Source organism: Haloferax marinisediminis (assembly GCF_009674585.1).
GTDB classification, from domain to species: Archaea; Halobacteriota; Halobacteria; order Halobacteriales; family Haloferacaceae; genus Haloferax; species Haloferax marinisediminis.
Map to the genome: position 1 here is coordinate 153,744 of NZ_WKJP01000001.1, position 25,876 is coordinate 179,619.

At 62.3% G+C, this 25,876-nt stretch carries 24 protein-coding genes and 1 tRNA gene; 16 read left to right on the forward strand and 9 right to left on the reverse strand.

From position 1 onward, the window contains the following. The first annotated feature begins 82 nt into the window (after positions 1-82). Complete coding sequence (locus tag GJR98_RS00805; RefSeq protein WP_151134539.1) at positions 83-1,111, forward strand: AI-2E family transporter; 1,029 nt, start codon at positions 83-85, stop codon at positions 1,109-1,111. Positions 1,112-1,217: 106 nt separating this feature from the next. Here GJR98_RS00805 and GJR98_RS00810 read toward each other — a convergent pair. Next, a tRNA-Tyr gene (locus GJR98_RS00810) sits at positions 1,218-1,291 on the reverse strand. Between the two features lie 115 nt (positions 1,292-1,406). Between GJR98_RS00810 and GJR98_RS00815 the strand changes: the two genes are divergently transcribed. The 3 genes from GJR98_RS00815 to ftsZ all read left to right on the forward strand — a co-directional run bounded on the left by GJR98_RS00815 (position 1,407) and on the right by ftsZ (position 3,621). Continuing rightward, the gene (locus GJR98_RS00815) at positions 1,407-2,018 is read left to right on the forward strand and encodes a double zinc ribbon domain-containing protein (protein ID WP_151134541.1); all 612 of its coding nucleotides are present in this window, start codon (positions 1,407-1,409) and stop codon (positions 2,016-2,018) included. A gap of 216 nt (positions 2,019-2,234) precedes the next feature. Then, positions 2,235-2,420, forward strand: a complete 186-nt coding sequence (locus GJR98_RS00820) for a ribbon-helix-helix domain-containing protein (protein WP_151134543.1) — start codon at positions 2,235-2,237, stop codon at positions 2,418-2,420. 4 nt (positions 2,421-2,424) lie between these two features. Continuing rightward, complete coding sequence (ftsZ, locus tag GJR98_RS00825; RefSeq protein WP_151134545.1) at positions 2,425-3,621, forward strand: cell division protein FtsZ; 1,197 nt, start codon at positions 2,425-2,427, stop codon at positions 3,619-3,621. Positions 3,622-3,766: 145 nt separating this feature from the next. Here the strand turns inward: ftsZ and ncsA are convergent, their stop codons facing one another. Beyond that, the gene (gene ncsA / locus GJR98_RS00830) at positions 3,767-4,732 is read right to left on the reverse strand and encodes a tRNA 2-thiolation protein NcsA (protein WP_151134547.1); all 966 of its coding nucleotides are present in this window, start codon (positions 4,730-4,732) and stop codon (positions 3,767-3,769) included. 101 nt (positions 4,733-4,833) lie between these two features. Between ncsA and GJR98_RS00835 the strand changes: the two genes are divergently transcribed. Beyond that, positions 4,834-5,481: a DUF7095 family protein gene (locus GJR98_RS00835; RefSeq protein WP_151134549.1), complete on the forward strand. Its 648-nt coding sequence runs from the start codon at positions 4,834-4,836 to the stop codon at positions 5,479-5,481. A 2-nt stretch (positions 5,482-5,483) separates the two neighbouring features. Here GJR98_RS00835 and GJR98_RS00840 read toward each other — a convergent pair whose 3' ends face one another. Continuing rightward, complete coding sequence (locus GJR98_RS00840) at positions 5,484-5,666, reverse strand: hypothetical protein (protein WP_151134551.1); 183 nt, start codon at positions 5,664-5,666, stop codon at positions 5,484-5,486. 74 nt (positions 5,667-5,740) lie between these two features. Between GJR98_RS00840 and GJR98_RS00845 the strand changes: the two genes are divergently transcribed. Then, complete coding sequence (locus GJR98_RS00845) at positions 5,741-5,956, forward strand: zinc ribbon domain-containing protein (protein ID WP_151134553.1); 216 nt, start codon at positions 5,741-5,743, stop codon at positions 5,954-5,956. Between the two features lie 30 nt (positions 5,957-5,986). Here the strand turns inward: GJR98_RS00845 and GJR98_RS00850 are convergent, their stop codons facing one another. Continuing rightward, positions 5,987-6,787, reverse strand: a complete 801-nt coding sequence (locus GJR98_RS00850; RefSeq protein ID WP_255518391.1) for a class I SAM-dependent methyltransferase — start codon at positions 6,785-6,787, stop codon at positions 5,987-5,989. Positions 6,788-6,879: 92 nt separating this feature from the next. Then, the gene (locus GJR98_RS00855; RefSeq protein ID WP_151134555.1) at positions 6,880-7,761 is read right to left on the reverse strand and encodes a deoxyribonuclease IV; all 882 of its coding nucleotides are present in this window, start codon (positions 7,759-7,761) and stop codon (positions 6,880-6,882) included. A 93-nt stretch (positions 7,762-7,854) separates the two neighbouring features. On the opposite strand from GJR98_RS00855, the gene GJR98_RS00860 reads away from it, so the two are divergent. Beyond that, a complete protein-coding gene (locus GJR98_RS00860; RefSeq protein ID WP_151134557.1) occupies positions 7,855-8,379 on the forward strand; it encodes a redoxin domain-containing protein in 525 nt (174 codons plus the stop codon). Positions 8,380-8,492: 113 nt separating this feature from the next. Here the strand turns inward: GJR98_RS00860 and GJR98_RS00865 are convergent, their stop codons facing one another. Beyond that, positions 8,493-9,314 carry a lipoate--protein ligase family protein gene (locus GJR98_RS00865; protein ID WP_151134559.1) on the reverse strand — a complete coding sequence of 274 codons (822 nt, stop codon included), beginning with the start codon at positions 9,312-9,314 and terminating at the stop codon, positions 8,493-8,495. Between the two features lie 150 nt (positions 9,315-9,464). On the opposite strand from GJR98_RS00865, the gene GJR98_RS00870 reads away from it, so the two are divergent. From GJR98_RS00870 to GJR98_RS00880, 3 genes are all read left to right on the forward strand, one after another. After that, a complete protein-coding gene (locus tag GJR98_RS00870) occupies positions 9,465-10,112 on the forward strand; it encodes a VOC family protein (protein WP_151134561.1) in 648 nt (215 codons plus the stop codon). A 172-nt stretch (positions 10,113-10,284) separates the two neighbouring features. Beyond that, positions 10,285-11,196 (forward strand): serine/threonine-protein kinase RIO2, encoded by a 912-nt coding sequence (locus tag GJR98_RS00875; RefSeq protein ID WP_151134563.1) that lies wholly within the window; start codon positions 10,285-10,287, stop codon positions 11,194-11,196. Between the two features lie 339 nt (positions 11,197-11,535). Then, a complete protein-coding gene (locus GJR98_RS00880; protein WP_225316406.1) occupies positions 11,536-13,734 on the forward strand; it encodes a methyl-accepting chemotaxis protein in 2,199 nt (732 codons plus the stop codon). A gap of 53 nt (positions 13,735-13,787) precedes the next feature. Here GJR98_RS00880 and GJR98_RS00885 read toward each other — a convergent pair whose 3' ends face one another. Then, the gene (locus GJR98_RS00885) at positions 13,788-14,981 is read right to left on the reverse strand and encodes a lycopene cyclase domain-containing protein (RefSeq protein ID WP_151134567.1); all 1,194 of its coding nucleotides are present in this window, start codon (positions 14,979-14,981) and stop codon (positions 13,788-13,790) included. A 740-nt stretch (positions 14,982-15,721) separates the two neighbouring features. Here GJR98_RS00885 and GJR98_RS00890 point away from each other — a divergent pair. Next, positions 15,722-16,312, forward strand: coding sequence for a 50S ribosomal protein L15e (locus tag GJR98_RS00890; RefSeq protein WP_151110475.1), 591 nt, complete (start codon positions 15,722-15,724; stop codon positions 16,310-16,312). A 98-nt stretch (positions 16,313-16,410) separates the two neighbouring features. Here GJR98_RS00890 and GJR98_RS00895 read toward each other — a convergent pair whose 3' ends face one another. After that, on the reverse strand, positions 16,411-16,761 hold the full coding sequence (locus GJR98_RS00895; RefSeq protein ID WP_151134569.1) for a rhodanese-like domain-containing protein: 351 nt from the start codon (positions 16,759-16,761) through the stop codon (positions 16,411-16,413). Between the two features lie 117 nt (positions 16,762-16,878). Here GJR98_RS00895 and ubaA point away from each other — a divergent pair, with 117 nt between their 5' ends. After that, on the forward strand, positions 16,879-17,691 hold the full coding sequence (gene ubaA, locus GJR98_RS00900; protein WP_151134571.1) for an SAMP-activating enzyme E1: 813 nt from the start codon (positions 16,879-16,881) through the stop codon (positions 17,689-17,691). Between the two features lie 59 nt (positions 17,692-17,750). Here ubaA and GJR98_RS00905 read toward each other — a convergent pair whose 3' ends face one another. Continuing rightward, positions 17,751-19,409: a methyl-accepting chemotaxis protein gene (locus GJR98_RS00905; RefSeq protein WP_151134573.1), complete on the reverse strand. Its 1,659-nt coding sequence runs from the start codon at positions 19,407-19,409 to the stop codon at positions 17,751-17,753. Between the two features lie 225 nt (positions 19,410-19,634). Between GJR98_RS00905 and mutS the strand changes: the two genes are divergently transcribed. The 4 genes from mutS to kdgK1 all read left to right on the forward strand — a co-directional run bounded on the left by mutS (position 19,635) and on the right by kdgK1 (position 25,840). Beyond that, the gene (mutS, locus tag GJR98_RS00910; protein WP_151134575.1) at positions 19,635-22,301 is read left to right on the forward strand and encodes a DNA mismatch repair protein MutS; all 2,667 of its coding nucleotides are present in this window, start codon (positions 19,635-19,637) and stop codon (positions 22,299-22,301) included. Beyond that, positions 22,298-24,454, forward strand: a complete 2,157-nt coding sequence (mutL, locus tag GJR98_RS00915) for a DNA mismatch repair endonuclease MutL (RefSeq protein WP_151134576.1) — start codon at positions 22,298-22,300, stop codon at positions 24,452-24,454. Before mutS ends, mutL begins: the two co-directional genes overlap by 4 nt. 27 nt (positions 24,455-24,481) lie before the next feature. Then, the gene (locus tag GJR98_RS00920) at positions 24,482-24,784 is read left to right on the forward strand and encodes a hypothetical protein (protein WP_151134578.1); all 303 of its coding nucleotides are present in this window, start codon (positions 24,482-24,484) and stop codon (positions 24,782-24,784) included. 99 nt (positions 24,785-24,883) lie between these two features. After that, complete coding sequence (kdgK1, locus tag GJR98_RS00925) at positions 24,884-25,840, forward strand: bifunctional 2-dehydro-3-deoxygluconokinase/2-dehydro-3-deoxygalactonokinase (RefSeq protein ID WP_151134580.1); 957 nt, start codon at positions 24,884-24,886, stop codon at positions 25,838-25,840. Positions 25,841-25,876 lie beyond the last annotated feature (36 nt).

Below are 25,876 nucleotides of genomic sequence, written 5' to 3' on the forward strand. Positions count from 1 at the left end.
AACCCACGTGCAGGTCGAACTCTCGTTCACGACAGTGATAGTTAGATGATAGTTTTACGAGAGCGGAACGTGTGAGTACAGTATGAACAGCGCCGACGGCACGTCCTCACGGTCATTCCTTCTCCTGTTGCTGATACTCTTCGGAACGCTCTCCGTATTCTTTGTCCTCCCATTCCTCCAGCCCGTCCTCTTGGGAGGCCTGCTGGCGTACCTCGTCTACCCGGTCAACCAACGGCTCACCCCACGATTGGGTCGCACCGGCGGGGCAGCCGTGACGATGCTCGCGACGATTACCGTCATCGTCGTTCCACTCCTCTTCATCCTCAGCGCTGCAGCCTCTCAGGCTGCCACACTCCTTCGCGGTGCCAAGCTCCCCGACACCGAGGCTGTCGACGCATTCTCTCAGGAGCAGTTCGGGACGAACGCCCCTACTGTCGAGACACTCTCCGGGCCGGTCAGCAACGCGGTCCAAACCGGGATTGGCGGGGTTGTGGGCGATATCGGTGGCATTCTCAGTGGTATCTCCGCGTTTCTCGTCGGGGGATTCATCTTCCTGTTCACCCTCTTTTTCCTCCTACGAGACGGCAACAAGTTCATCGCTTGGCTCCGAACAGCCGTCCCCCTCGACACAAAGACGACTGACGCACTCTTCGAGCGCACGAACGACCTCCTCTGGGCGGCCGTAATCGGAAACGTCATCGTCGCTGCGGTGCAGGCGATACTGACCGTCCTCGGCTTCCTCGTCATCGGGTTCGACAACCTCATCTTCTGGGGCGTCACCACGTTCGTCCTGTCACTGCTCCCCGTAATCGGCGCATCCGTCGTCTGGATTCCGGCAGTCATCTACCTCGTCTTCGTGGGGAGCATTCCGGAGGCAGTCGGACTCCTCATCTACGGTTCGTTCATCATCAGTGGGTCGGACAACATCATCAGGCCCCTCGCGATGGAACGCGGCGCGAAGCTCAACTCCGGTATTCTCATCCTCAGCATCTTCGGGGGAGTCGCCGTCTTCGGGTTCATCGGTCTCTTCGTCGGCCCCGTCGTCATCGGGTTGACGAAGACCATCGTCGAACTGCTGGCCGACAAACGCGCTGACCCAAGCAGTTCGTGAGGTGCGAGTCTCCCCGATTTGAACTCACTCGCAACTCAGAGAGTTGCTCGCTGCTCAGATCGGGTCGAGATGGACGTTTCACTGCTCACGTTGTTCGCAGGAAAAGTCCGCTCTCCCCGATTTGAACGGGGGACAAGCCGATCTACAGTCGGCTGCTCTGCCAGGCTGAGCTAAGAGCGGTCACTGATTTCTACCCGGTCGACGGTTTTAACGATTATCATTCGCCCCGCCGCCCGTGTGCTGTCCGTCAGACGGAGGCGAACATTAATATGCCAACAAACTGATTCCCGGATAGATGACAAAAATCACGTTCCGCGCCGACGATGCCCTCGTCGAGCGCCTGGACAGCCTCGACACGTCGAAGAGCGAGGCGATGCGCGAGGCACTCCGTGAGTACCTCGACCAGGTGGAGCGTGACGACACACCCTCGTTGGCACAGGCAGCCGCTGAGTCCCAACGAGACGACGAAACTGAACTCGATGCAGTACTGGCAAAGCGAGTCGAGCGACTCGTCGAAGCCCAGTTAGACGAACGTCTCCCGACGCTCGTCGACGAAGCATTGGCCGCTCGAGCAGACACACACCAGTCACCGTCGGAAGTAAACGTCAACATCAACGTCGATGGCGACGGTGCCAATTCGGGCGTAAACGCCGAGTACGACCGGGATTCGACGCCGAATCGAGACCGTAAGACACCCGAAACAATCGAGGACACGGAGGCGCACGAGACTGCATCGACGTGTGGCCAGTGTGGCGAATCGGTGGAGTCCTCGCACGTGTACTGCCCGAACTGCGGTGAGAAAGCCTCCCACCGAGTCTTCTGTGAGTGTGGTGACGAGCTCCGCTCCGATTGGGCGTTTTGCCCCGATTGTGGTCGTCGGACACCTGCGGCCGACGTGCTCGAGTAGAATAATCACCGATTAACGTCCGTATACGGGAGATTCAGGCCTCGTCTTACAATCGCCGTTACATTTATATCCTATCGCTTTGTGGTGACTATCGCGTAAGACGGTTGTCTTACAGCCACCCAACGACGGCCCGCAACCCGGCGTCGTCCGTTGGTTTTGGTCCGTAAGACACTCGCACACATGTGCGGCGCACCGTCTTACCGGGGGAATGAAAATATGGAGCGTGTGACACTACGAATTCCGAAGCAGCAAATCGAGGAGGTCGAGCGAATGGTCGAGACGGGAGAGTTCCCGAATCGGTCTGAAGCCATTCGATCCGCCGTTCGCGAGATGCTCAACGAACAGCCAACCGACAAACGCCAGCGCGAATCTACCAGCAAGCGCGGCTGGGCAAAGGTGTAAACCGATGCAAGATATCGTTCGCGAGGCGATGGAGCGAGACGAGGCAGAGCGCAAGACCAAACTGGAAGACACCGGTGACGACCAGTTTGGCGACCCTCGTATCGTGATTGTCGGCTGTGGTGGTGCTGGGAACAACACGATCAACCGACTGTACAACATCGGTGTCGAAGGTGCTGATACGGTCGCGATCAACACCGACAAGCAGCACCTGAAGATGATCGAAGCGGACACGAAGATCCTCGTCGGGAAGTCCCTGACTGCGGGTCTCGGCGCTGGTGGCGACCCCTCCATGGGGGAACGCGCTACCGAGATGGCACAGGGGACCGTCAAAGACGTCCTCGGTGACGCCGACCTCGTGTTCGTGACTGCGGGGATGGGCGGTGGCACCGGTACCGGTGCAGCACCCGTCGTCTCCAAAATCGCAAAAGAGCAAGGCGCAATCGTCGTCGGCATGGTCTCGACTCCGTTCAACGTCGAGCGTGCCCGGACGGTGAAGGCCGAAGAGGGACTCGAGAACCTCCGCAACGAGGCCGACTCCATCATCGTGCTGGACAACAACCGTCTCCTCGACTACGTCCCGAACTTGCCTATCGGCAAGGCGTTCTCGGTCATGGACCAGATTATCGCCGAGACCGTCAAGGGCATCTCGGAGACCATCACTCAGCCGTCGCTCATCAACCTCGACTACGCCGACATGTCTACCATCATGAACCAAGGCGGCGTCGCGGTGATGCTCGTCGGCGAGACGCAGGACAAGAACAAGACCCAGGAAGTGGTCAACGACGCGATGAACCACCCGCTGTTGGACGTCGACTACCGGGGTGCATCCGGTGGTCTCGTCCACATCACGGGCGGCCCCGACCTCACACTGAAGGAGGCCGAGGGTATCGCGAGCAGCATCACGGAGCGACTGGAGGCCGCCGCGAACGTCATCTGGGGCGCTCGCATCCAGGACGAGTACAAAGGGAAAGTCCGTGTCATGGCAATCATGACCGGTGTCCAGTCGGCGCAGGTCCTCGGCCCAACGACGCAGAAGCAGGCCGACAAGTCGCGCCAGAGCATCGAAGGACGGCAACAACAGCAACAACAGCGCTCGGAATTCAACAGTTCGCAGCGTGTCGAGACGTCGCAGAGCGGTACGTGGTCTGACGGTGGCCGCGACGAGACCGAGAAGAACAACGGTCTCGACGTCATCCGGTAACCACCCTGTCTGACCCGGTCGGACCCCGCCGCGTCCGTCCGACACAACTCTACTGTCGTGGGATTCGTCCCACTTTTACTACTATCGACGGACTACTCGTGAGTCACGACGACGACGGTGCCCGAGGAAAACAAAAACGAGTCGTCTACACCGCTTCGATCGATTCGAGGAGACGGCACTTCCGACAGACGTCACTGGCAGTCTTCGACCCACAGCGCTCACACTCGTTGAGGTCGACCTGCCCATCGCCGCGGTATTCGTCGGCGACCAATTCTGCGAGCTCTTCGTACCCTGCCATAATCGAGTGTCGCGTACCCGGGTGGTTCTCTTCGAGCTTCAACAGGAGTTGCTGAATCTCACCGCGGTACGCCTCTGACGAGTGTGGACACTCGGTGATGTGCGCGGGGAGGTCTTTCAGATGCGCGTAGAGGGCGACTTCCTTTTCGGGGACGTCACGGAGGGGTTTGGCCCGCGGGATGAAATCGCCGGCATCTCGGCGTTTTTCGAAGTCGCCGATACTGGCGTCGAAGTGTTTCGCCACCTGTCGCAGGTCGCCTTCGAAGAAGTTCATCAGCGCCGTCTGTGCCTCGTCGTCGAGGTTGTGGCCGGTGAACAGTTTGTCTGCGTCGAGTTCGTCGGCGAATCGTTCGAGGAGGTCCCGACGGAACACGCCGCAGTACGCACAGGCGGCCATGTTCTCGGGGTCTTTCTGGACGACGTCGTCCATCTGGACGCCGAACTCCTCTTCGTACGAGACGACTTCGTGACGGATATCGAGGTCGTCGGCGAGTTCGACACAGGCGTCGACCGACTTGTCGCGGTAGCCTTGGATTCCTTCGTGGATGGTCAACGCCACGAGTTCGATTCGTGGGTCGCGCCCGAACGTCTCGTCGAGGATGTGGGTGAGGACGACACTGTCTTTCCCCCCAGAGAGACCGATGACCCACGTCTGTGGGTCCTCAGGCGTCGCATCTCGGGGGAGCATGTTGTCTTCGCGGATACGGCGGCGCACACGTTTCTCGACCGAGGCACAGAAGTGGTCGTCACAGAGATGTGCCCCAGAGTAGGCCGCGTGCATCACCGCGTCCCGACTGCACTTGTCGCACTCCATTGCCGGTCGCTTGCTTGGCAGGAGGGATACCGGTTTCGCCTCGGGACGGTCACGGCCGCTGGTCGCAACCGGTTTGCCCCTTCGACTCTCACAGACACGCAATGGAACGAGACGCCGCCCTCGACCGAGTCGAGTCCATCGTCGACGCCGTCGAATCCGAGACGCTTCCGGTTCCGGTCCGCGAAGTGTGGGTCTACGGCGACGTCGCCCTCGGCCTCGACCCACTCGACCGACTCGACGTGTACGTGACGAAAGACATCCTCCTCCGTGGCGACCCCGACGCAGCCTCCGAATTCGAAGCGTCGCACGGCGTGAAGGGCGTCGGAAAGAGCATCCGTGCCGAATGGGCACGAGAACATCCCGACCTGATTCGTGCGAACTCGAACGGCTACGCCGCACCCGAGAAGTGCCTCGCTGCGCACCTCTTGCCCGACGACGACGAACCGGTCCACCTCGAAGTGTGCAACGCCTCCTTCGAAGACAACGTCACACAGCGATTGAAGGGTGCGATGGCCCGCGAGGCGTACGAACAGATTCTCGACCCACGTGGTGTCTGTCTCTACGCCGACGGCCAACGCTCACCGAGTGCAATCGAGAAACTCCGAAACAGCGAGTTCGCCTTCCCGACGCTCACCGGCGCACTAGAGATGCTCGGGTTGGAAGGTGACGAAGCCGAAACAGCGGTCGAAGCGATGCGAACGTACCGCGCCGAACAGACGGGGACGAGCGTTCGCGGCGACGTCGTCTGAGGTCACTCCCGACGGCGTGAAGACTGGTTGTATCTGGCACCTTCCTCTTTGGCCCGACGTTCCGCTTCTTCTCGGTCCATCCGCGGGAGGTTCTCAGTCTCTCGTTGCATTGCCCAGTAGAGGACGAGCGGGACGCCAATCGCGAGGGCGAAAACGAGCAGGAACACGGATCCATCGGCGGCCATACGTGGGAGTCGAACGGGAGCGTTGTAGCTGTACGGGCATCTGATTTATGTCATCTTCGGCGGCACATCTCGCTATGAGCCCTCCAACAGATGCCGACCGAGACGGCTGTCCGAAATGCGGCCACACCCAGACAGAGATGGACTCGATTGCGACGTCGGGAACCGGCCTGACGAAGATGTTCGACATCCAGAACCGACAGTTCACGGTCGTCTCGTGTACGAACTGCGGCTACTCAGAGCTCTACCGTGGGCGCTCCAGCGGGAACATGGTCGACCTCTTTTTGGGCTAACCACTCCACCCCACCCGTCCGTCCGACGCGTTAGACACGACCAGTCGTCACGTCGAACGGGACGACTTCGGCCCGTCGATACTCGCCGTTTCGAATCTGTTCGACCACTGTGCGCCCCATCTGTCGCCACTCACGACGAAGCGACTCGTAGGAGTCTGTCCCGTCGAGACCACGGCGGATGTCTGCTTCGTGGCGGTCGAGTCCCTCACCGGTCGCTTTCTGTGCCGCGCTCTGGATGTCTCCGTCGTCGTACGGTGGTTCAGTTAGCTTTCGGTGGTGGTAGCGTCGAGTTCCGACGACCGAGAGGTCTGCCTCGCCGAACAGTTCTCGGACGCGCTCGCCCAGTGCCACGTCAGTTTGGACCCCCGCGAGGAACGCTTCTCTCACCGAGCGTTCGAGGGGAACTTCCGCGGCGACGGTCGAATCGACGCCGACGGCGGCGTTGTCTGGTTCGACTGTCGCCACGAGGTCTGACGAGACACGCGCGAACTCGTGGAGCGCGGCCACTGGGTCTGGGAGGTTGACGAGCAACGCCTGACAGACCACGAGGTCGAAGCTCTCGTCGGCAAACGGGAGTCGCGTCGCGTCACCGGTGACCACCTCGATTCCGGGGCGGTCGGCCGCGACCGACAGGAGTTCCTCGTCGGCATCGACGCCGACGACGTGGGCGTCGGATTCGTCGGCGAGGACCCGTGTGAACTCACCGGTCCCGCACCCGACGTCGAGGATTCGAGCCCGGCCCCCGAGGTCCAAGTCGGAGAGGGCGGCCCGCGAGTCGTCCCACATCCCCTGTCGCGTCCGCTGGAGGTACGATTCCGAGAAACGTCGCACACTCGTCGTCGGACACCGCGAGGCAAAAATCAGTCGGTGCAGGGTTCGGTCACCCTGCGTTTGTACGCATCACCCTGCGCTGTGTGCAGTCGTCAGTTCGCGTCGTTGCGGTACTCGCGGACGCGCTCGATGTTCCACGCGAAGCCCTTGCCGTCTTCCGTCGGCGTTTCGAGGACCAGTGGAATGTCGTTGTCGACGATTGCCTCGTGGTTGATGAACGCGCGCATCCCTTCTTCGCCGATGAGTCCCTCGCCGATGAGGGCGTGTTCGTCCTTGTTCGTGCCACACTCGTGTTTCGAGTCGTTCAGGTGGACGCATTTGAGGTGTTCCAGCCCAACCTCGGCGTCGAGTTCCTCGAACGTCTCGGCGACGCCCTCGGCCGTCGAGAGGTCGTACCCGGCCGCGAAGGCGTGGGCGGTGTCGAGACAGATATCGAGGTCTTGTTCGGACTCTTCGAGGACGTACCCGAGGTGGGCGAAATCGTCACCCATCTTCGTGCCGGACCCGGCGTCGGACTCGATGAGAATGGTGACGCCGTCCGGGATGTCGAGTTCGTCGAGGACGGAGACGGCGTTGTCGAGACCCTGCTGTTCACCCGCGCCGGTGTGGGCACCGAGGTGAACGTTGACGTAGTCGATTCCGAGTTTCTCGGCCATGTCGACTTCCGTCTGCATCGAGTCGAGTGACTTCTGTCGGAGGCCGTCTTTCGGCGTACAGAGGTTGACGAGATACGACGAGTGGATGACCCACGGACCATCCAGTTTCTCAGTGGTCTCCTCACGGAACAGTTCAGCCTCTTCGTCGGAGATATCGGGGTCTCGCCACACCTGCGGAGAGGTCGTGAATATCTGCCCGCAGTTGCCGCCGAAGGCGACCTGCCGGAAGACGGCGTTGGTGATGTTCTTGTGCGGTGGCGTCTCCTCGTCGGAGGAGACCTTCGAACTAGACATTGAGACGTGTGCACCGACTCGCATGCCGAACCCCACGGGGTACCCGAACAAAGGGACTTCGGAGTCGGCGAACGGTGAGGTCGGAACGAATATCACGATTCGAGATGAGTCGAGGGTATGACTGGACTCGCCGTCGGTACGTCCGCCGACGACGTCGAGGCACCTCTCGTCACGCCGTCCGGCGACGTGACAGACCGCTGCCTCTCGGAACTCGCCGAAGAGAACCCTGTTCTCTTGTGCTTCTACACCGCCGACTTCAGCCCTGACTGTACCGACGAGTGGTGTGCGTTCCGTGACTTCGACTGGTTCGCCGCAGGGCAAGACGTGACTGTCGTCGGTGCGAGTAAATCCGGCGTCGGGATGCACCAGCGGTTCATCGACCGATACGACCTGACGTTTCCGCTGTACGCCGATACCGACCTCGAACTCGCGTCGGCGTTCGACGTCGTCTATCGAACCTTCGGCGTCTCGAAGCGTTCTCGTCGGTCGTGTTTCCTCCTCGATGAAGACCTGACCGTTCGGTACCGCTGGATTGGCGACCACTGGTTGGACCCGACGCGAGACGTTCCACCACTCACCGAAGTGCACGAAGGCATCACTGAAGCACTCGAACTCGAACCCGCCGAGAGCTTCGGGTTCTGACGACCAACTCTGAGGAGAGACCGCAACTCCGTTCTCCACCGACTCCGGCTGCTTCGTTCAGTTTACCGACAATTCTGTCTGCTCCGCTTGGCTCTCCGCGGATTCACTATTCACTACCGGTTGCGTGGGTCCCGTCGGACCCACTCGTCTGCGGCGTACTTCTCTTCGACTCGGGTTCGTGCCTTCTCGAGTTCTTCGTCGGTCCACGACCCTTCTTCGGCATCGACGAAGTCGGCCAGCGAGTCGGTCACGGCTTCGACGAACGTCTCACGTGAGACGTCCGCGAGTTCGTCGATGCCGACCACCCGGTCGCGGAACTCCGCCGGCGTCATCCCGTGTCCGTCGAACACGCCGAGATGCGTCTCGGCATCGACCGAGTAGGTGAGAGACCCGTGCTGTACGACGGCGTCTTTGCGGCGGTACTGCGCGTTCCCCGCGATTTTCCGGCCTTCGGCGACCATGTCGTGTGCGGGGTGAAGCGCCCGAAGGTAACACGCTGGGTGCCAGAGAACCGGCATATCCTCGTCCACGAAGTCCACGTCGACGCCGACCGACCGGATGGCGTCGAGAATCGGTTGACACAGCAGGTGGTAGCAGTCGATGAGGTCACCGGGCAACTCCGCTTTCGGGGCGACGATGGAGTACGCCACGTCGCCGTATCGGTCGTGGTAGATGCCGCCACCGCCAGTCGGTCGCCGCGTCACGTCGATTCCTTCTCGCTCGCAGAACTCCCAATCGACTGTCTCGGGGTCTTCACCATACCCAAGCGAAAGACAACTGGGTTCCCACGAGTAGACGCGAACCGTTCGCGGACCACCATCTGCGGCCGTCTCGCCGGCGACTTCGTCCAGCGCCATCTGCATCGGACCGGGACGGATGTCTTCGCGAATCAACCGCCACTCTCGGTCGGCGAGTGTGCCCTGCGAGTCGTTCATACTCGGGATTCGTCCATCCGGGAGAAAGCGATTTCGACGCGTGTAGTCGAACAGCGGTAGTTCAAGGGTCGCCGGACCACCGAACCGAAATATCGACGATATCGACGACACGAGCGATTCGACTAAACCGTCTCACGGTGACGTCTACCCATGCACGTCCACCGCGTCGCCATCGCCGCGACCGACCCGATTTCGCTCTGTGAGTTCTACGTCGAGACACTCGGATTCGGTTCGATTCCGGGTTCACAACGCTCTGCCACTGCAGGTGAGACTACTCTCTGGTTCGAACTCGGCGACACCGACGCCGACCACCTCGCGTTCACCGTGGCTGCCGACGTCGACTCCGTCGTCGCGTGGGTAGACGAACACGTTGGCGTCCTCGAAACCGACGAAGGGCCGAGTATCCGCTTCGACTTCATGGAGGCCGATTCAGTGTACTTCGAAGACCCGGAGGGCAACATCATCGAGTACGTCTGCTACGACGGCCACGCAACCGGCGAGTTCGACCCCGAGACAGACATCGTCGGTGTGACGGAAGTTGGGATGGCGGTCCCCGACGTGACATCGTTCGTCGCCGACCTCACGGCCGCCATCGACGTCGACGTGTGGAGCGAGTTCGGCGAGGGTGACATCGCGTTCGTCGGTGACCAAACAGCGCGGTTCGTCGTCTCGGCCGTGGGGAGGCCGTGGTACCCGACCGACAAAGAAGCGGCAGTCGACCCTGTGTCGGTACAGTGCGACGCCGACGGGACGTTCAACCCCGAGGGACTGCCGTACCGCGTGAACGTCGAGCAGTAACGCGACGAAACGGTCCTTCTGAGCGTCGAGAGAAGCGGAGAGACATCTTCTCGGAGTTGGTTCACGGTGAATTCGCACGCCGTTTCCCGATTTCGTATCGTCGCATGGGATTTATCGACCGTCGATTCACTGACTCGCGGCCCTTTTACGCCTCGCCCGCGGACAGGTGGACATGGTACGGAACGTCGCCGGCGTGATGGCCGAACTCGAGTCCGAGGACTTCTATCTCCTCTCGGGTGTCGAGCAGGGCATGCGCTTCAGCGAGTGGGTCAACCGCGGGAAACTCCCGAAGAACTCGGGGATGACCGCCGAAGAGGTCGACTATCGTATCGACCGGTGTATGACTCGCGACCTCATCGAGCGCAAGACCATCCAGTACGAAGGCTACAAACTCACGGTCGAAGGCTACGACGCACTCGCCTTGCGAACCTTCGCGCAGCGAGACACCATTCAGGGATTCGGTGCGCCTCTCGGCGTCGGCAAGGAAAGCGACGTGTTCGAAGTCCAGTCGTTCAAACCCCTCGCGCTGAAGTTCCACCGCGAAGGCTACACGAACTTCCGCGAAGTTCGCCGTGAACGCGATTACACCTCTGACAACCACCACGTGTCGTGGCTCTACACCGCGCGCAAGGCTGCCGAACGCGAGTACGAAGCACTGGAGACGCTCTTCCCGAAGGTGTCGGTACCGCGCCCAGTCGACCACAACCGCCACGCGATCATCATGTCGAAACTCGATGGCGTCGAACTCGGCAAGGCGCGACTCGATTCCGAACAGGTAGTTGGCGTGCTCGACCTGGTCCTCGACGAGATGGCCTCGGCCTACGAGGCCGGATTCGTCCACGCGGACATGTCCGAGTACAACGTCGCCGTCAGCGAGAAGGGAATCACTATCTTCGACTGGCCGCAAGCGGTCCCGACCGACCACAACAACGCCCGCGAGTTGCTCGCGCGCGACGTGAAGAACATCGTCCAGTACTTCCGCCGGAAGTACCCTGCAGAGATGCCCGACGACATCGACTTCGAGGCCTTGACCGACGCAATCGCCCAAAACGAGTTCGAGAGCGTCGAGCAAGCGAGCGTCTGAATTCCTGCTGTTGCACCCCTTCTGGAGTCGCCCTGAGACCGAGCCCACGCTCTCTATCGTCGGCTAATAAACCAAATAGTGCGATAGAGAATGAGTGCTGAAACAATAGCTATCGGCGAACGAGTGATGTCGTGTTCACATCCAATTCTCGGCGTCCCGTTGTGGAGTTTAATTTATAAACTACTTGACCCGTGAAGGCAAAAATTTCAGAAATATCTGTGCAGATAATTTGAACCCCGTCATTATGAGGGGTGTCACACACAAGACTGTGTGAGCCAGTCATTTCACCGGGTACTCCCGGCGCGATTCCAAGAACGGTATTTGTACAAACTCGTGGCAATGTTAAGCGCGCTCGTCGTCCTCACGTCGGGCGTCGGCGCGTACACCTACTACACCGTCTCCGACGAACTCCACGATTCGGTTCACAGCGAGTTAGAGAACACCGCCAGATTACAGGCCGAAGAACTCACGGTCTGGCTCGACGAGCGGTCACAGATTACTCGGATGTTGTCGCAGTTCCCCGTTCTCGATAGCAAAGACCCCACACAGATTTCGGCGTTCTTCGACAGCGAGATGGCGAACCTCCCCGACGACTTCGTCGCCATCCACTACGTCGATACGACATCGAACGAAGTCCTCGCGAGTTCGTCACGAGAGCGAATCGGCGGAACCGCCCTCGGAGAAGACCTTTCGTACATCCACGGGTCGCTGCAGTTCTCTAATGCTAACGAAGTCGCAGTCAGTGAGATGTACGAACAGGGAGACGAGACGCACATCTCCTTCGTGAGCCCAGTTCCTGATGCAGAAGACCGCGCCGTCGTCCTCGTCTCGTCGACCGCTCACCTCCGAGAGGTGTTCCACGCGCCGTTCGACGGGTCGTTCGTCCAAATCATCGACCGCGAAGGAATCGTCGAGTTCGACGAACGCGACGTTTCGAGCGGTGAACTGTACGGCGAACAGGGTTCACAGGCACTCACCGATGGATTCGCTGGCGGCATCGGTGCCTACGAGGCCGAAGCAAACAGTGCCTTCGACGAAGAGCACGTCGTCGCGTACGCGGGCGCAGAAGACCTCGTCGTCGTCATCCACGCGCCGACTAGTTCTGCGTACCACCTCCAGCAGACCGTCGTCACCGACATCGGGCTCCTCCTCGCAGTGCTGTTGCTCGGCATTGGTGGCCTGACCCTCGTCCTCAAGCGGAACATGCTCGAGCCACTCGGTGACCTCGAAACTACGTTGAACCGTCTCCGTGGTGGTGACCTCGACGTCGACCTCACGACCGACCGGCGAGACGAGTTCGGGTCGGTACTCGGCGCTGTCGGGGCGCTCCGTACGGACCTCGTCAACCAGCGCCGCGACGCAGAGGTCTACAGCACCGTGATGGATACCGCTGCGGCCGGCGACCTGACCGCCCGGATGGACACCAACAGCAACTCCTCCGACATGCGGACGATTGCGACGTCGTTCAACGCGATGATAGACGACCTCGAATCGACCGTCGGTTCAGTGATGGAGTTCGCAGACGAGGTGCAGTTACGCAGCGACCACGTCGCACAGGGGGCCCGCGAGGTGAACTCTGCCAGCGAACAGGTCGCCCAATCGGTCGAACAGATATCGCACGGTGCAGACGAACAAGCCGGGAGACTCACCCGCGTGTCCGAGGAGATGGATACCCTCTCGGCCGCCGTCGAAGAGATTGCGACTGCTGCCGACCAGTTGGCCGCAAACTCGGGTGAGGCCGCCGAACTCGGCGCGGACGGACAAATCGCCGCCGAAGGTGCACTCGACGGGATGGACGCCATCCGTGACGAGACACGCTCGACGGTCGAAGACGTGGCCGAGTTCGGGGCACTCACCGAGGAGGTCAGCGACATCGTCGGCGTTATCGGTAACATCGCCGAGCAGACGAACCTGCTCGCCCTGAACGCGAACATCGAGGCCGCCCGGGCGGGCGAAGCGGGCGAAGGCTTCGCCGTCGTCGCCAACGAGGTTAAACAACTCGCCGAGGCGACTACCGACTCGGCCACCGAAGTCGAAGCACTCATCGAAGACATCCAGTCACAGCGTGAGACGGTCGTCACCGGCGTCGAGCGAATGAAAGACCGCGTCACCGAAGAGTCGGAGTCCGTCGAGACGGCCATCGATGCACTCGACGACATCACCCAGCGCGTCGAAGAGAACAACACCAGCGTCCACGAGGTCACCTCGGCGACCGATGCGCAGGCGTCTTCGACCGAAGACGTGAGTGCGATGGTGCAGGAAGTCGCGAGCGTGAGCGAAGAGACCACTGCTGAGGCCCAGACAGTGTCGGCGGCAGCAGAAGAACAGGCGGCATCCATCAATCAGGTCACCACGAGTGCGCAGTCGCTGGCAGTCAACGCCGAGAACTTGCAGTCGCTTCTCGACCAGTTCGACGTCGATGTCGACGAAGCGGGTTCGTCTGTGATTTCGGACACGGTCCCGAACACCGTTGCCGGTGTGGGTGTTGAACCGGGTGTGCAGTCACCCGCGGTCAGTGATGGCGGAGTAGACGAGTAACGAACAGACAACCCGCTTCCTCCTTACCCTCGCCTCGTCGCCCGCCTTCCTCCTTACCCTCGCCTCGTCGCCGGCGACTCAGACGACCGGCCCCGCTCGAACGTCTCGTGAATTGCGAGGACGAACGCGGGGACGACCAGCATGAAGATGTGTTCTTCGAGCGGGATGCCGAGGAGTTCGATGCCCGTCCGGAGTGGAATCGAGAAGACGCCGACTTCGAGCGTGTACCAGTCCCAGACGTACGCGATGGGGTAGACGACGGCGACAGTTCGGGCCGTCCGACGAATCGCGTCGCGCCCAGCCCGAACGAGGAGTACAGCAGCAACCGACCCGAAGAGGACCTCCGTCGCTAGGTAGGTGTACGGCCCGAGGACACCAATATCGGGGAGCGAGATGCCGGATAGTGGGCGGAACGCCACTGCGATCACGAGAAGCGCGAGAAAGACGTACGACCCGCGGACGAGCATCATGGTTGCGAGTTTCGGCGGTGCGTTGCGGGCGATGACGACGACGAGTGCGAACGGGACAGCGGCGACGGCGGCGAAGGGCGGGAACGTGCCAGTAATCGCTCCCGCGACGACGAAGAAGAGGCCTGCGCCGATGAGCACGTGAGCGAGCCGATACGCACCGTCCGTCCCGAGCACGACTGCGACGGTTCGCTTGTCGATAGAGCGGTCGTAGTCGTAGTCTTTCGCGTCGTCGATGATTTTGATGCCGGCGAGGACGAACAGTAGAACACCAGCGAACGCGATGGGCGTGGCGGTGAGGGTGCCTGTCTGGACGTAGTATCCACCGAGGATGGCGAGCGCGATTCCGAGGGGATATCCGAGTGTCGTCGTCACGGGATTCGTGTCCAACTGCGGGGCGTGGAAGTAGCCCAGCAGCCATCCGGGGATGGTGAAGACGAGGACGCCGGCACCGACCAGTCCGACGAGCGCACCGGTCGAAAGCACGAACCCGAGTGTCGCACCGACGAGACAGAGCTGACACCCTCGCCGGGTCAGGGGGTGGTCGTCGTCTTCGCCCCGCTGGTAGAAGTCCACGTAGCCGTCCTTGACGTGGGCAGTGTACACCCCGAAGAACACCGCTGCGGCATAGAGGGTTCCGGGGAGGAGCGCGAACTCCCCCGCGAGGATGGCGCCGAACCACGACGCCGCAACCGGAGGGAGCATGAACACCGGATGCACCTGTGACGCGAGTGCACCGAGCGCTGCTTTGGCCCCCGTGTCGTGACGAGCGATAGACATGTGATACCATACGACGGTTACGACCAAAAAGGGCACAGCGAGTGACACGTGCCGGAGTGAGACGCCGCACTGCTCAGTCGACGGAGACCGTCGAGCTGGAAAGTGTACGAAAAAACTGGGTTCGCCCCGCTACCAGTGGTGCCCACCGATGTCGACGATTGCGCCGCAACGAGCGCATTCGGCGACTTGCAATGGGTCAGAGAGCGCGTTGTGAACGGTGACGTCGCGAGGGCCGACAGGGGCGCCACACCGCTTACAGACGGGGGAGTGGATTGTTTTCGACGATTGGGCTGTGTTCATCATGATGGCTGTTGCGTGACAGACGGTGGCTGTGGCTCGTGTACGTCGCGAGGGGACACCGACACTAATGCTGCTGAGTGGGTGGACTTTCACCCGGTTATGCACTCAGGAGCGAACTCACATCGCGCATCGAAGAAAGCACACTCAGTCACGTAACAGTACGCTAATCGGGAATATAACCATTGCTAGCACGTGTCAATAAACGTGCCAGAGGCACGTACTCTGGAGACGAGTGGGCGGCGGCCAACTGTCTGAGACGCCGTGTGTTCCTCCCACACACCCGCTCTGAATCCGAAGTTCTTAACCCCCGTCCTAAGGTAGTTCCGCCAACTCGCTGGCAACGCGGGCACGCCAGAGGGCACCCGTCACGTACGGGACGAAATGTGGTCACAGGGGAACCCCCCGAACGACTGAATCGCAAGCGCCCGCGGTGATATACAATGGCAAAAAGCTTCTATTCCCACATCAAGGAAGCGTGGAAGAACCCGAAGGAAGGCAAACTGGCCGAACTCCAGTGGCAGCGAAAGCAGGAGTGGCGCAACCAGGGCGCAATCGAGCGCATCGAGCGACCCACCCGCCTCGACAAGGCGCGTGAACTCGGCTACAAGGCCAAGCAGGGTATCGTCGTGGTCCGTGTCTCCGTCCGCAAGGGTGGCGCACGCAAGCAGCGACACAAGGCCGGTCGCCGGACGAAGCGTCAGGGTGTCAACCGCATCGGTCGCCGCAAGTCCATCCCGCGCATCGCCGAGGAACGCGCCTCGCGCAAGTACCCGAACATGCGTGTGCTGAACTCCTACGGCGTCGGTCAGGACGGCTCCCAGAAGTGGCAGGAAGTCATCCTCGTCGACCCCGAGCACCCCGCAATCCAAAACGACGACGACCTCAGCTGGATCTGCGACGACGCCCACGACGGCCGCGCCTTCCGCGGTCTCACCAACGCGGGCAAGAAGAACCGCGGCCTCCAGAACCGTGGCAAGGGTACGGAACACGTCCGTCCCTCCATCACGGCCGGTCGCCGCCGCGGCAAGTAACGCCCCGCGCACCGCACAATTCTCTCATTTATCGACTGCTGAGCGACTGCTCAGTGTCGTCTCTCCCGACCACGACGAAAACAGAATAACCGGACAGGTCAGAACGGCGCGGACGGTCCGAGGTCGGATTCGGTTTCGGACCCGCGTTCGACATCGCCATCCCACCCGTCGAACCCGCCGCGGAGACTGCTCACGTCGGCCTCGACGTTCTGGTCGAGGACGGAGGCGACGCGCTTCGAACTCTTGCCGACGTAACAGGAGACGACCACTTCGTCGGGCCACTCCCGCTCGAATACGTCGGGGCCGAGTGTCGCGGCAGGGAGGTTCTCCGACCCGGGGATGTGCCCGGATTCGTACGACGATGGGTCTCGGATATCGACGATAGCCACGTCTGTCTCGTCGGTTTCCAGTTTCTCGGTCAGTTCGTCAGGCGTCGTCTCGACGACCATACGAGTGTGTGAACGGGCGCGACGCCAAAGGCGCGTCGCTTCCGGCCATACGGGGCGATGGGTGTGCTCGACACCTCGTGCCGCGGGTTTATTCGGTGCCGACGCCAACGTCGGAGTATGACACTCTCACTCGACGCCACCCAACTCGACCGGTATTCGAGACACATTATCATGGACGAAGTCGGTCCCGAGGGCCAAGAGCGACTGCTCAACTCCCGGGTCGTCGTCGTCGGCGCGGGGGGCCTCGGGTCGCCCGTCATCGAGTATCTCGCCGCCGTCGGTGTCGGTGAGCTGGTCGTCGTCGACGACGACGTAGTCGAACGGAGTAACCTCCAGCGACAGGTTATCCACCACGACGACGACGTCGGCGTCCCGAAAGCCGAGAGCGCCGCCGACTTCGTCCGCAGCCTCAACCCAGACGTGACCGTCGAGCCCGTCCAGACGCGGGTCGACAAGTCGAACGTCTACGAACTCGTTGAGGGAGCAGACGCCGTCGTCGACGCCTCCGACAACTTCCCGACGCGATATCTCCTCAACGACGTCTGCCGATTCGAAGAGATTCCGCTCGTCCACGGCGCGATATACAAATTCGAAGGCCAAGCGACGACGCTCTTACCCGAGGGGCCGTGTTACCGGTGTCTGTTCCCAGAGGCTCCCGAGCCGGGGACGGTTCCCGACTGTGCGACGACGGGCGTCATCGGCGTCCTCCCCGGGACAGTTGGCTGTATTCAGGCCACGGAAGCGGTGAAAGTCCTCCTCGACGTGGGCGAGGTGCTCGACGGCCGGCTCATGTTCTACGACGCGATGGACATGACCTTCGAGACGGTCCCCTATCGGAAGAACCCGAACTGCCCGGTCTGTAGCGACGACGGCGTCGACTCCATCGCTGACATCGAGTACGTCGAGAGTTGCGCCATCACACTCGACTGAGTCAGTCTGCAATGTCGAAAAGGGGCGGGGAGAATCGAGGGGGCAGTGAGTTGGGAGGCCTATACGTCTCGGTCGAACTCGAACCCACCGAGTGAGTCTGCGTCGTCGGCCGTCGTTCCGAGATGTTCTTCGCCACCGTCGGTTGCAGCGTGGAGTTCGCCGAGACTCTCAAGTTCTGTGACTGCTGCCGCGCCGCCCCCAACGAGTTCGTCGACATGGTTCGCGAGGGCGTCGAGGGCAACCGTCTGTCGTGACGTTGCCTCGGTGATGTCGGCCGTCGCGTCCTCGGCGGAGCGAGCGTGGTCCTGTGCGACCTGAATCGTCGTCGTGACCTCTTCGATGTTGGTCGCTTGCGAGTCGGTCGCGCGAGCGACTTCCGTGATGCCGTTGGCCGCCGAGTCGGCCGCGTTGGCGATTTCGCTCAACGACGAGAGGACGTCCGAAATCTCGCCGGAGGCGACCTGAATCTGCTCGTGGGACTGTTCGGACGCCATCACCGTCTCATCTGCCTGTTCTTGAATCTCGTCGATGCTGTCGGCAATCTCCTCGGTGTGTTCGTGAGTCTGATTGGCGAGTTGTTTGACCTCGTTAGCGACGACAGAGAAGCCTTCACCGGCCTCGCCCGCCCGCGCGGCCTCGATGTTCGCGTTCAGGGCGAGCAGGTTCGTTCGGTCTGCGACTTCCGCGATGACCTCGACGACTTCCTCGATGGCACCCATCCGCTGTTGGAGTTCCATCACGCTGTCGAGTAACTCGTCAGAGATTTCGATGACGTGGTCCGTCGCCGTTCGGATACCCTGACCGGCCTCTCGGCCGTTCTCTGCGGCGGCCCGTGCTTGGTCTGCCGCCGCCGCGACTTCGTCGGACGTGGCCGCAATCTCTTCCATGCTGGCCGAGAGGTCCTGCATCTCTTCGGACCCCTTCGCGAGGAGGCCGGCCTGTTCTGTCACCTGTGACTCGATGTCCGTCGCGGCAGTCGAAGCGCTTCGAATCGCGTTTCCGAGGTCGGCAGTCGTGCCGTCGACTTCGTGAGCGAGGCGTTCGAAACGAGCGGCCATCCGATTGAGGTTCTCGACGACGAGGAGCACTTCGGCGTCGAGTGCGTCCTTCTCGTCTGTGAAATCCGCTCGGGCGGCGAGGTCGCCTTCGGTGATGCTCTGCATCGTCTCAGACACTTCTTCGACGAGTGCGAGCGACGCCTGCCCCCTGTTCACCACGTCAGTTTGGTCGTGGACTGTCTCGACGACGCCGACGAGTTCGTCGCCCTCGAAGAGTGGTTTCGCCGTGAAGGAGATGTGTCGTTCGTCGCCGTTGTGGTCGACCATCGTACTCGTGTCGTGGTAGAGGTGTTGTGACCGGTCGGCGACCGACAGACCGTACTCCTCGTCGGCGTTTCGTGGCGCGTCGAGCACCTTGTCCGCGAGCGTCTTCGCCCGACGACCGTCCGGGTAGAACAACTCGCTCACGTGGTCGGACCCGAGCGCGTCTTCCGGTGGTGCGCCCGTCAGTTCGGTAATCGGCGCGTTCCACGCGACGACGCGGTGGTTCGCATCGAGGACGAACACGGGTGTTCCGACCCCATCGAGGAGATCACCGACACGAAGGTCCTGTGCCGCCGCAGCAACCGTCGCGCTCTCGTCAGTCTGTACGCCACCGTCAGCACGTGCCCGAGCCCTGGCCCCCGGGACCAGCGCCGCAATTCGCGAAAGCAGGTCCATGTGTCCGTCTGTCGAACAAGGAGGTGATAACCCTACTGTCCAGATTATCATAGACGATATTCAAAAACATGACATGAGGGTTCTCGCTGTAGTATATACGACGTACGTACCAACACCGATACTAAGCCGACGTGTGCGAAAAAAGCAAGTCGGTCGGTCCGTGGTCACGTATCCAGTGCAACGACCATCGTAGCGTTTTATCCGCCCGCCCACCCACGTGCGCACATGACTACTCAGGGAATCGTCGGACAGTTCCTCTCGTTGAAAGAGGAGACCGACGCCGACCTGCTCGCCATGCAGTGTGGTGACTTCTACGAGTTCTTCGCCGAGGACGCCGAGACGGTCGGGCGCGAACTCGACCTCAAGGTGTCGCAGAAGTCCTCACACGGGTCGTCGTATCCGATGGCGGGCGTGCCGTTGAACGACCTGACGCCCTATCTCAAGGCGCTGGTCGAACACGGCTATCGGGTCGCCGTCGCCGACCAGTACGAGACAGAGTCGGGGGATTTCGCCCGCCGAATTACGCGTGTCGTCACGCCGGGCACACTCCTCGAAACGTCGCGGTCTGATGCGCAGTTCCTCGCCGCCGTGGTGACCGGTGGTGACGGTGTTGGCCTCGCGTTCGCCGACATCACGACTGGCCAGTTCCTCGTCACCGAGGCAAAGACTGTCGACGACGCCGCGGCCGAACTCTACCGATTCGCGCCGGTCGAAGTCCTCCCCGGTCCAGACCTCCGCTCTGACGACGAGACGCTCTCGCGACTCCGCGAAGCCACAGACGCCTCCTTCTCACTGTTCTCTAGCGAGGCGTTCGCACCGGGACGTGCCCGCCACGCCGTCCGCGAGCAGTTCGGCGAGTCCACCGTCGACAGCGTCGGTCTCGACTCCGAACTGGCGACACGTGCGGCGGGCGGAATCTTGGCGTACGTCGAAGAGACGGGCGCTGGCGTCCTCCGGTCGATGACGCGACTGCGCGTCTACCATCCGAGTGACCTGCTCGAACTCGACGCCACCACGCAGCGAAACCTCGAACTCACCGAGACGATGCACGGCGACCGCTCGGGGTCTCTCTTCGACACAATCGACCACACGGTGACGTCTCCCGGTGGCCGACTGCTCCGCGAGTGGTTGACGCGCCCGCGACGCGACCAGACCGAACTTTCGCGCCGACTCGATGCCGTCGAATCGCTCGCCTCCGCCGCCCTCGCCCGCGAGCGCGTTCGTGAAGTTCTCGATGGTGCCTACGACCTCGAACGACTCGCCTCCCGTGCCGCGTCTGGGACCGCCGGCGCGAACGCCCTTCTCCGAGTCCGCGACACGCTCGACATCCTTCCCGCACTCACAGACGCCATCGAGGGCACGGAACTGGCCGACTCACCGCTCGCCGAAGTCGTCTCTCGACCGGACAGAGATGCCGCGGCGTCACTCCACGCAGAACTCGCCGATGCGCTGGCCGACGACCCGCCGAAGACTGTCACGCAAGGCGGGTTGTTCCAGAAAGGCTACGACGACGAACTCGACGACCTCATCGAGCGCCACGAGTCGGTGAAGTCGTGGCTCGACACACTCGCCGAGCGCGAAAAGCGCCAGCACGGTCTCTCGCACGTCACGGTCGACCGGAACAAGACCGACGGCTACTACATCCAGGTCGGCAAGTCCGTCGCCGACCAGGTCCCCGACCACTACCGGCAGATAAAGACGCTCAAGAACTCCAAGCGGTTCGTCACCGACGAGGTCGAGGAGAAAGAACGAGACATCCTCCGTCTCGAAGAGGCTCGCGGCGACCTCGAATACGACCTGTTTCAGGACCTCCGCGAACGCGTCGCCCAGCACGCCGAACTCCTCCAAGACGTTGGCCGGGCCCTCGCCGAAGTTGACGCGCTGGCGTCGCTCGCAACCCACGCTGCCGGGAACGGGTGGACCCGACCGGAACTCACTGAGGCGGGACCACTCCGTATCGAAGCGGGTCGCCACCCCGTCGTCGAGACGACGACCGAGTTCGTGCCGAACGACCTGCACATGGACCGCGACCGTGGGTTCCTCATCGTCACCGGCCCGAACATGTCCGGGAAATCGACGTACATGCGACAGGCGGCGCTCATCACACTCCTCGCACAGGTCGGGAGTTTCGTCCCTGCACGCTCGGCGACGATTGGCGTCGTCGACGGTATCTACACCCGCGTGGGCGCGCTCGACGAACTCGCACAGGGTCGGTCGACGTTCATGGTCGAGATGCAGGAACTCTCGAACATCCTCCACTCCGCCACCGAAGATTCGCTCGTCATCCTCGACGAGGTGGGGCGCGGAACCGCCACCTACGACGGAATCTCCATCGCGTGGGCGGCCACCGAATACCTGCACAACGAGGTGCGAGCGAAGACGCTCTTCGCAACCCACTACCACGAACTCACGAGTCTCGCCGACCACCTCGACCGCGTGGCGAACGTCCACGTCGCTGCCGACGAGCGAGACGGCGACGTGACGTTCCTCCGCACCGTCGTCGACGGCCCGACCGACCGAAGTTACGGGATTCACGTCGCCGACCTCGCGGGGGTTCCACGCCCCGTCGTGGACCGGGCGACGGACGTACTGGACCGTCTCCGTGACGAGAAAGCAATCGAAGCCAGAGGCTCCGGGTCGTCAGAACCCGTTCAAGCCGTCTTCGACTTCGGGAGCGGCCAGATGAAAGTCGCCGAAGGGAGCGGCAGTCCGGCGAACGGTGCGGCCCAGAACAGCGCACCCGACACCGACGCGCAGTCCAAACCCGCACTCGACCCGGAGATGGAAGCCGTCCTCGACGAACTGAAATCGACCGACGTGAACACCACCTCACCGCTCGACTTGATGGCGAAAGTGCAGGCATGGCAGTCCAAACTGGGGGGTGACGAATGACGAGTATCAAGCAACTCGACGCGAAGACCATCGACCGCATCGCCGCCGGCGAAGTCGTCGAGCGGCCCGCGTCGGTCGTCAAGGAACTCTTCGAGAACAGTCTCGACGCCGACGCGACACGCGTCTCTGTCGCCGTGGATTCAGGCGGCGTCGAGGGAATCCGTATCCGCGACGACGGCGTCGGGATGACCGAAGAAGAACTCGAACTCTGCGTCCGCGAGCACACGACCAGCAAGATATCCGATATCGAAGACCTCGAAGCGGGTATCGGGACGCTCGGGTTCCGCGGCGAGGCACTCCACACGATTGGCGCCGTCTCACGGATGACCATCCGGTCGAAACCTCGCGGCGGAGACGTCGGAACCGAGTTACGATACGAAGGCGGAGACGTGGAGTCTGTTCGGCCCGCCGGGTGCCCCGAGGGGACGGTCGTCGAAGTCGACGACCTGTTCTACAACACGCCCGCGCGACGGAAGTTCCTCAAGACGACGGCGACCGAGTTCGACCACGTCAACACCGTCGTCACGCATTACGCCCTCGCCAACCCGGACATCGCCGTCTCGCTCGAACACGACGACAGAGAAGTGTTCGCCACAGAAGGTCGCGGTGACCTCCAGTCGACGGTCCTCTCGGTGTACGGCCGTGAAGTCGCAGAGTCGATGGTTCCAGTCGAACACGACGCACCCGGCGTTTCGGTCAGCGGCCTCGTCAGTCACCCCGAGACGACACGGAGTACACGCGACTACCTCTCGACGTTCGTCAACGACCGCTACGTCACAGACCGAGTCCTCCGAGAGGCCATCCTCGATGCCTACGGTGGCCAACTCGACGCGGACCGGTATCCCTTCGCCGTCCTCTTCGTCGAGGTTGCACCCGACGCCGTCGACGTGAACGTCCACCCGCGGAAGATGGAGGTCAGATGGGACGAAGAAGCGCAGGTCAAACGCGGCGTGACCGACGCGGTGGAAGAAGCGCTACTGAACAACGGCCTCGTCCGGTCGTCCGCACCACGCGGCCTCTCGAAAGCCGACGAGACACCGGTCGCCCCGGGCGATGCCGGCGACGAGGGAGGGGAAGACCCACACGACGTTCGTGAGACGGTCGACGCCGACGCCACCGAAACACACGACCGGCCGACGGCGCGAGATGTCCAGCCACCGCGCGAAGACCGGCACATCTCCGCCGACTCAGCCGAGTCTGTCTCGTCGCAGTCGGAGACCGCACAGTCGTCGTCATCTTCACCTTCCACGTCGTCTCACTCGTCCACGTCGTCTCACTCGTCCACCTCGCCGCCGCCGACACCGCCACGCGAGTACGACCTCGCACCCGGTCCAGAGACGACCGAACAGTCATCGCTGAACACTGAAACAGCCGACTCGTCACGGTCGCTCACAGGGTCATCGGCGAACACATCTGAGTCACCATCGACGACAGGGGACGGCGATTCCCAGCGCACGTCTCGCCGAATCGCCGCCCCGACGACACAGCGTGACCTCTCGGGCGACGAGGCGTCGCTGAACCCCGAGTTCGAGTCGCTACCGTCGATGCGAATTCTCGGCCAACTCCTCGACACCTACATCGTCGCCGAGACGAGGGAGGGGCTCGTCCTCGTCGACCAACACGCCGCCGACGAGCGGGTGAACTACGAGCGCCTGAAAGGTGAGGTCGAAGGCGACACGCCGACACAAGCGCTCGCAGAACCCGTCGAACTCGAACTGACGGCCAGAGAGGCCGCGTTGTTCGAGGAGTACCGCGAGGCGTTGGCACAGGTCGGGTTCCACGCTGGGCGAACTGACGACCGAACTGTCTCGGTTCGGACCGTTCCGGCCGTCTTCGACGCCGCACTCGATCCCGGCCTCGTCCGCGACGCACTGACGGCGTTCGTCCGCGAGGAGACCGACGGCGGTCAGCAGACGGTCGACGCCGTCGCTGACGACCTGCTCGCCGACCTCGCGTGCTACCCGTCTATCACCGGCAACACCTCGCTTCGTGAAGGCTCGGTGCTCGACCTGCTCTCGGCGCTCGACGCCTGCGACAACCCGTACGCCTGTCCGCACGGGCGACCAGTCATCATCGAGTTCGACCGCGAGGAAATCGAGGCACGCTTCGAACGCGACTACCCCGGCCACAGCGGGCGGCGCGCAGAGGATTAAAGGCAGAACACTGAGAGGTGGGTAGCGATGAACCCACTCGTCTTCTTGGGAATCCTCTTCGGCCCGCTGATTCTCGTGGTCTCGTACCTCTTTACTGCGGCAACTGGGCCGGGTGTTCCCGTGTGGGCGACCCCCGTCGGTGAGTCGATTCGGCTCTACGGGACGGCGCTGGCAGTCGTCGTCGGCCCGCTGGCACTCCATCTCGACCGACTCACACTCGCACGACATGCCGACTGGGTCCCTTCTCCTATTTATTACCTCGTGGCCGTGCCATTCCTGAGCATCCCCGTCTCCGTCATCTATCTCGTCCGCCGGTTTACCGCGGCCTGAGACCCACCATCGTTCAGAAGCGACGGCAGAGAATCAATCGCAGTCACGCCATTCGACACCAACGCCGGAGGTTTATACCGCGACTACGAACGCCCGTCCATGACAGCACTCGTGACCTTCGGCGAGACGATGCTCCGCTTGTCGCCGCCGCGTGGCGAGCGACTCGAGACGGCCCGTGAGTTCGAAGTGCAGGCGGGCGGCGCAGAGAGTAACGTCGCCGTCGCGGCGGCACGACTCGGACGCGACGCCGCGTGGTTCTCGAAACTGCCGGACTCACCGCTCGGTCGCCGTGTCGTCGGCGAACTGCGAAGCCACGGTGTCGGCACCGACGGCGTCGTCTGGGACGCCGACCACCGGCAGGGACTCTACTACCTCGAACACGGTGTGGCGCCGCGACCGACCAACGTCGTCTACGACCGTGCAGACGCCGCGGTGACGACGCTCGAAACGTCCGAAATCGACCTCGACGCCGTCCGCGACGCGGACGTGTGTTACACGAGTGGAATCACGCCCGCGCTCTCGGAGACGCTCCGAGAGACGACTGCAGACGTGCTCGCTGCAGCACAGGACGCTGGCACGACGACTGCGTTCGACCTGAACTACCGGACGAAACTCTGGGAACCCGAAGCCGCCGCCGAGGCGTACCGTGACCTGTTCGACTCGATAGACGTTCTCTTCGCCGCCCAACGAGACGCCGAGACGGTGCTCGGACGCGAAGGCGACGCCGAATCTATCGCACGCGGACTCGCAGCAGACTTCGGGTTCGAGACGGTCGTCGTCACTCGCGGTGCAGACGGGTCACTCGCGCTCACCGACGGCGAGGTGTACGAACAGGGTGTCTACGAGGCCGAGACGCACGACGCAATCGGCACGGGCGACGCCTTCGTCGGTGGATACCTCGCGAAACACCTCGCAGGCGGCGACGTCGCTGAATCCCTCCGGTGGGCCGCCGCGACGGCGTCGTTCAAGCGGACCATCGAAGGCGACGTGGCCGTCGTCACACCCGAAGACATCGAGCGCGTCGTCGCCGACGAGGGCGACGGTATCTCTCGGTAATTACCGCGCCATTTCGGGGGACTCACACAACTACCC